The organism is Streptomyces sp. NPDC030165 (genome assembly GCF_055573595.1).
Window position 1 is genome coordinate 52,538 of sequence record NZ_JBVIBD010000026.1, and the last position, 6,156, is coordinate 58,693.

The window sequence follows — 6,156 nt, forward strand, 5'->3', positions numbered from 1 at the left end:
GCAGCGTCCGGCGGACATCGACCGTGCGTGAGCCCCACCCGGGCTCCCTGCCCCGGCGTCAGTCTCCCGCGGTACCCGACACCCGCGCGATCCACTCCTCCACCTCGTACGAGCCGCGCGGCATCGCGGCGGACAGGTTTTCGTAGCCGTCCTCGGTCACCAGTACGTTGTCCTCGATGCGCACCCCGATGCCGCGGAACTCCTCCGGTGCCAGCAGGTCGTCCGCCTTGAAGTACAGGCCCGGCTCGACCGTGAGGACCATGCCTGCCTTCAGCTCGGCGTCCATGTAGTCCTCGCGCAGCAGCAGTTGGCAGTCGTGTACGTCCATGCCCAGGTGGTGGGAGGTGCCGTGGACCATCCAGCGGCGGTGCCAGCCGCCGTGGTCCGGGTCGAGGGTCTGCTCGAGCGTGACTCCCTCGGGGAGCAGTCCCCACTCGTGCAGGCGGCGGGCGATGACCTCGTTCGCAGCGGCGTGGATGTCGCTGAACTTGTTGCCCGGCTTCACCGCTTCCATGCCGGCCTGCTGTGCCTCGTGGACCGCGTCGTAGATCTTGCGCTGTACGTCGGTGAAGCGGCCGGTCACCGGAAGGGTGCGGGTGATGTCGGCGGTGAACAGGGAGTCGATCTCGATTCCGGCGTCGATGAGGATCAGGTCACCCGCGCGGACCTTGCCGGTGTTCTTCGTCCAGTGGATGGTGTTGGCGTGGTCGCCGGACGCGCAGATCGACTCGTATCCGACGCCGTTACCCTCGTGCCGGGCGTACAGGCCGAAGATTCCCTCGATCCAGCGTTCACCGCGCCCCTTGCGCACGGCTTCCGGCAGGGTCGCGATGATCGCCTCGAATCCCTCGTGGGTGGCGGCGATCGCCTTGCGCATCTCGCCGACCTCCCACTCGTCCTTGACGATCCGTATCCCGGACAGGTGGCGGGCCAGTTCCTCGTCGGCCTTCTCCTGCTGTTCGCCGGACCGGGACGTTCCCGCCTGGGCGCGGGTGGTGTCGACGAGCTCGGTGAGCTGCGGGTCGGCCGACCGGACCACGCGCAGCCGGGCAGCGGCGTCGTCCTTGGCCAGGTCGGCGGCGAGCGAGTCGATGTGGCGGGCGGTGAGGCCGAGTTGCGACTCGATGTCCGCGACGGTCGGGCGGTAGCCGACCCAGAACTCCCCGTACCGGGAGTCGGTGTAGAACTCCTCGGTGTCCCGCGGGGCCGGCGGGCGGAAGTACAGGATGGCGCGGTGTCCGCCCTCGGGGCCGGGGTCCAGTACCAGGACGCTGTCGGGCTCGGCGTGTGCGCCGAGCCCGGACAGGTGGGCGAAGGCGGTGTGCGGCCGGAAGGTGTAGTCGGTGTCGTTGCTGCGTACCTTCAGGCCGCCGCCGGGGATGACGAGCCGCTCGCCGGGGAACCGCTGGGAGACGGCCGCCCGTCGGCGGGCCGCGTGGTCGGCGACCTCGGCACGGGGTGTGGGCGAACGGTCGTCGGCTGCCCATCCGGAGGCCATGAACTCGCGGAACTCGGCGTTGGTGGGGGTGCCGCGGTGGCCGGCCTTGGGCTGATTCTCGCTCGTCATGCCGGATATCCTGTCAGATCGACCGGCCATTCGAACCTCTGTCGTGCACACTGGTGTTCGCGCGGAAGCGGTGTCCGGGAGGGCTCTCGGGAACGGGGTCCGCTCCCCCGAATCACGGGTTTTCCGGTGGACTGGTCTCCTCGCGGCAGCGGACCATGAAGGACCGCTCGAAGACGATGACGGGCCGGGACCGGGACAGCCGCTCGCCGAGGGTCCGGCTCGTCGCGTAGAGGGTGTCGCCGACGAAGACGGGGCCCTTCAGGCGGACTCGGCCCCGCCCCGGTCGGCCACCGCCCGCGCCGTAGTGCTGATCGAAGTGGAGCGGGTGTTGGTTTCATTGTCAGCGGGGTCAGCCAGGTGTTGTCGGCTTCGGAGAGGGTGCGGCCCGGCCAGTGCCGGATCACCATGCCGGGCTCGAAATCGGCTCGTGCGGCTCGTCGGAGCCGTCGGCGATCAGCGTATTCCGGCAGGTCTACGGCTGTACGAATTCCTGCACCACGCTGGTGCCGCCGTCGACGGAGAAGCACGGACCGTTCTCGAGGCCGCGGCCGACGATACGGCGGACATCCGCACGGCCTGCGGAGTGCGCGACCTCGACGGCGGTTGCGCGAACGGCTACGGAGCCGGCAAGTGGGCGGGCGAGGTGCTGCTGCGCGAGGCGCACGACACGTTCGGTCTGCCGGTCGCCGTGTTCCGCTCGAACCTGATCCTCGCGCACCCGCGCTGCGGGGGCCAGCTGAACATCCCGGGCGTGTTCACCCGCCTCTTGCTGAGCCTGCCGGCGGCCGGAATCGCCCCAGGCGGCTTTTACGCCCGGGGCACCGGTGACGGCAGCGGGCACTACAGCATTCGCTGTTCCCCCTGCCGCACGCCTTCGCAAGGCCGGAGAAACCCCTGCCTGGATCCGCCCTGCCGGCAGACGAATTCCGCGCGGCAGTGCGGGCCGCCGCCCTCAACAAGGAGAACGACATTCCCCCTTTGCCGCAGGACCTGATCGCCCCGCCACAAGCATTCCGCGGTCAGGCCAGGACGGGCATGAACCCGCCGTGAGCAGTGCCGGATCCCAGCAAAGCGGCCCAGTCGAGGCTCTCGGGCAGTGCGTCGAGAGAAAGGACCACCGCGCCACCGGCCTGCTCGGCGTCCGTGCACCAGTCGGCCATCTCACCCGGCTCGTCGGCTTCACCGGTCTCGACGATCACCGGCGCGACGAGGGCGGGGATCATGAGGCCGGCTCCTGCGGGCCCGTCCACGACACACACGGTGAGTCTGGGAACGATGCTCCAGCCAGCACACTGTGGGACCGCCCCGTCCGGCGCGGTCAGGGTCGGCAAAATGTCGTGTACGGGAGCGTCGGACAGCAGGAGTACGGGGGTAGCCCCCCGAATGAACAGGGTCTTCTCAGGTTCCAAAAGCACCAGACCACTCTTCCAGGCTGTCGCGGCGGCTGGAACGGCGGGGCGGCCGCGATATACGCAATCAGGCTGTTACCGCGAAGGCGTCACGGACGTGTTCGGCGCTGCGGCCATCGGGCAAGTGGAAGTGCCGCGAAGGGGCTGGGCGGGTCCGGATTCGGGGATGCCGGGAGTACCGGACTCCATGCACGGCGTGGTTCGCCCACTCGCTCCGTGCATGACCCGTGAAATCCCGGCTCCCGGCTCCCGGAGCACTCCTCAGTGGTCCGCGTGATTCCCTGCCCACACCGGCGGGGTCCGGCCCGACCACGGGCTTGCCTGTTCGAGTTGCCCGGCGAGGCGGAAAAGGCGGCCTTCGAGCCCGTATCCGGCGGCGAACTGCATACCGACCGGGAGTCCCGTCTCCGGGTCGGCCGTCACAGGCACGGACATGGCGGGCGTGCCGGCCACGTTGAACGCCGCGGAGAACGGCGAAAGATCGAAGAGGCGGCGAAGCCAGCCAAGGCCGTCCAGTGCCTCCACACCCTTCGCATGAGTGCCCAAGGGTGGGGGAAGCTCCGGCGTGGTCGGGGTGAGCAGTATGTCGTGGGCGTCGAAGTACCGTGCCAGGCTCCGGGCGATCCGGTTGCGGATTTCGAGGGCGGTGACGAACTGGGCGCCGCTGACCCGCTGCCCGTAGTGGTAGCCGGCAAGGGTGGGCGGCTCCAGGGTCGAGGAGTCGATGGGCCGGTCGAGGGCGGCAGCCAGCCCGTCGATCGAGGCCGTGAGATTCGCCGTCCACTGACGGGCGCTGGCCAGGACGAACTCCTCCCAGTCGGCCCCGAGGTCGACCTTGACCTCCGCCACCTGGTGGCCGAGGGATTCGAGCAGACGTACGGTGCGGGAGAGCGCGTCGGCCACTGGTGTGGTCGTGCGGTGCCCGCCCCAGGCCTGGGTGAGGACACCGATCCGCAGCGAGCCCGGGTGGCGGGTGACTTCCTGCGCGTACGGCCGGGACGGCTCCTGGGCGAAGTACGGGTCACCCGGCTCCGGGCCGCGGATCTGGTCGAGCAGTGTCGCGCTGTCGCGTACCGTGCGGCTGACGCTGCCGTGCACGACCAGGCCGTTGAAGAGTTCGTCGAAGCAGGGGCCCACGGAGACCCGGCCGCGGGTGGGCTTCAGCCCGAACAGGCCGTTATGGGCGGCGGGGATGCGGATCGATCCGGCGGCGTCGGTGGCGTGCGCGATCGGGACCACGCCGGCGGCGACAGCCGCGCCCGCGCCCCCGCTGGATCCTCCCGCGCTGCGCGCCAGGTCCCACGGGTTGCGGGTCGCGCCGTACAGCACGGGTTCCGTCGTGTTGCTGTAGGCCATTTCCGGTGTCGCGGTACGCCCGAACGTCACGAGCCCGGCGCGACGGAAGCGCAGCATCAGGGAGGAGTCGGCGCCCGAGACGTTACCGGACGCGAGACGGCTGCCCAGCTCCATCCGCTTCCCGGCCATGGAGACCGCGATGTCCTTGATCAGGAAAGGGACTCCGGCCAGCGGTGCGCTGCCGGGGCTGGGCTCATCGTCGGCCGGCCATGTCTCCACGATGGCGTTGATCTGCGGATTGACCGCCTGGGCGGCCTGGCGTGCGGCTGCTTCCAGTTCGGCGGGGGTCACATCGCCTTTGGCCACCAGCTCGGCGAGCCCGACCGCGTCGTAGCTCACGTACTCGGCAATTCTCACTGTCACTCCCAACGGAAAGAGCGATACCTTCGAGTACCGAACGATACCGATCGGTATCGCATGGCACGGACTGGTACCGTAGCAGGGGAAGTGAGTGGCCCCACAGCGGACCGGACGTCACGGAGTAGTCATGGCAGCAAGCGCCGGCAGGCCGAGCAGAGTGGCGAAACTGCCGCCTCGTGAGCGCATCCTGGACGCCGCGGAAGAGCTCTTCCAGAGCGAGGGGATCCAACGGGTGGGCGTCCAGACGATCGCCGAGCGGGCCGAGACCACCAAAATGGCGATCTACCGGCACTTCGAAACCAAGGACGCGCTGGTCGCGGAGTGGCTGCGGATCGTCGCCGCCGACTACCAGGCGGCCTTCGACCGGGTCGAGGCCGAACACCCCGGCCGGCCCAGGGACCAGATTCTCGGCCTGGCCCGCTTCATCGCCGAGGGATTGCCGGCGATCTCGCACCGGGGCTGCCCGTTCATCAACTCCATCGCCGAGCTGCCCGACCGCTCCCATCCCGCACGGCAAGTGATCGAGAAGCACAAGGCCCACCAGACCCGCAGGCTGGTCGGCATGTGCACCGAGGCCGGGCTGCGCGATCCCGAGCAGGCCGCAGCCGCGATCACCTTCGTACTGGAAGGCGCCCAGGTCAGCACACAGAACGGAAGCATCGATCAGGCGGGGGACCGTCTGATGGGAATCGTCGAGGGGATCCTGGCGCAGCACCGCTCCCCCCTCGTCGCATCCCGGGCGACAACCGGCTGACCGCTCCGCACTCGCGTCCCCCATACCGAGAATGAACAACACCTGTCTCGGTGCCACCGTGGTGAAAGCACCTCCCGCCGTGCCGTCTCGCCGCCAGGCCGAGCGAGTTACGGGGGACGGCGACCCGACGTGCCGGGCCCGCAGACCGGAGCGTGACGATGCCCGGGCCGTACACGGGCATCATGCGGCCGGCGCCTTGGAACCGGTCCGTGTCACAACTGGGAGCGCGTGGCATCGCACCGCGTCGTGGCAACTGAAACGCACGCCCCCGGCGCACTCCATGTCACCGTGAGCGGATCATTGTGATAATGCTCCCGGCACTCTTACGGTTGCGGCGCGGCATCAACCGCTCACGGGAGCGAAGGCGCAAATGCATTCGCATTGCGTCGGTCCGGTCCCGTGATCCGCGTGATCCCCCAAGGGAAAAGGAGTGCGACCATGACGTACGAGCGTCCCACACTCACCAAGGTCGGCGGCTTCCGCAAGGTGACGGGCATCAAGAACACCGGTCCCAAGGATGTTCTCGGCGGCAAGCAGTTCCTGTGACGCGACCGGTGCGGAGCCGTTGAGCGGACCCGCACCGTGGCCCGGGGCGGGGCGGCCCCCCCCCCGCCCCGCCCCCCGTCAGACAAACCCATCCCCCAGTCCCCCCCCCCCTCCCCAAACCCCCCCCACCAAAAACCACAACCTCGGAAAAAGCCCCCTCTCCT

The 6,156-nt window shown here is 69.3% G+C and carries 6 protein-coding genes and 1 pseudogene; 3 read left to right on the plus strand and 4 right to left on the minus strand.

All coding sequences use genetic code 11. The annotated features are described in order from the left end of the window. Positions 1–58: 58 nt before the first annotated feature. The gene (locus ACZ4Z1_RS35305) at positions 59–1,567 is read right to left on the minus strand and encodes an aminopeptidase P family protein (RefSeq protein ID WP_468490753.1); all 1,509 of its coding nucleotides are present in this window, start codon (positions 1,565–1,567) and stop codon (positions 59–61) included. 112 nt (positions 1,568–1,679) lie between these two features. Further along, positions 1,680–2,037, minus strand: a pseudogene (locus ACZ4Z1_RS35310) (hotdog family protein). Between ACZ4Z1_RS35310 and ACZ4Z1_RS35315 the strand changes: the two are divergent. Continuing rightward, a complete protein-coding gene (locus ACZ4Z1_RS35315; RefSeq protein WP_468490754.1) occupies positions 1,995–2,561 on the plus strand; it encodes an SDR family oxidoreductase in 567 nt (188 codons plus the stop codon). The pseudogene ACZ4Z1_RS35310 and the gene ACZ4Z1_RS35315 sit on opposite strands and share 43 nt — an antisense overlap. Before the next feature lie 25 nt (positions 2,562–2,586). Here the strand turns inward: ACZ4Z1_RS35315 and ACZ4Z1_RS35320 are convergent, their stop codons facing one another. After that, complete coding sequence (locus tag ACZ4Z1_RS35320; RefSeq protein ID WP_468490755.1) at positions 2,587–2,790, minus strand: hypothetical protein; 204 nt, start codon at positions 2,788–2,790, stop codon at positions 2,587–2,589. A gap of 447 nt (positions 2,791–3,237) precedes the next feature. After that, complete coding sequence (locus tag ACZ4Z1_RS35325; protein WP_468490756.1) at positions 3,238–4,689, minus strand: amidase; 1,452 nt, start codon at positions 4,687–4,689, stop codon at positions 3,238–3,240. A 130-nt stretch (positions 4,690–4,819) separates the two neighbouring features. On the opposite strand from ACZ4Z1_RS35325, the gene ACZ4Z1_RS35330 reads away from it, so the two are divergent. Continuing rightward, positions 4,820–5,446 (plus strand): TetR/AcrR family transcriptional regulator, encoded by a 627-nt coding sequence (locus tag ACZ4Z1_RS35330; protein ID WP_468490757.1) that lies wholly within the window; start codon positions 4,820–4,822, stop codon positions 5,444–5,446. 438 nt (positions 5,447–5,884) lie between these two features. Further along, positions 5,885–5,992 carry a keywimysin-related RiPP gene (locus ACZ4Z1_RS35335; RefSeq protein WP_468490758.1) on the plus strand — a complete coding sequence of 36 codons (108 nt, stop codon included), beginning with the start codon at positions 5,885–5,887 and terminating at the stop codon, positions 5,990–5,992. Positions 5,993–6,156: the final 164 nt, after the last annotated feature.

Coding starts and splice junctions, on each gene's coding strand:
- ACZ4Z1_RS35330 (WP_468490757.1), top strand. CDS start 4,820: ATGGCAGCAAGCGCCGGCAGGCCGAGCAGAGTGGCGAAACTGCCGCCT.
- ACZ4Z1_RS35320 (WP_468490755.1), bottom strand. CDS start 2,790: ATGATCCCCGCCCTCGTCGCGCCGGTGATCGTCGAGACCGGTGAAGCC.
- ACZ4Z1_RS35335 (WP_468490758.1), top strand. CDS start 5,885: ATGACGTACGAGCGTCCCACACTCACCAAGGTCGGCGGCTTCCGCAAG.
- ACZ4Z1_RS35305 (WP_468490753.1), bottom strand. CDS start 1,567: ATGACGAGCGAGAATCAGCCCAAGGCCGGCCACCGCGGCACCCCCACC.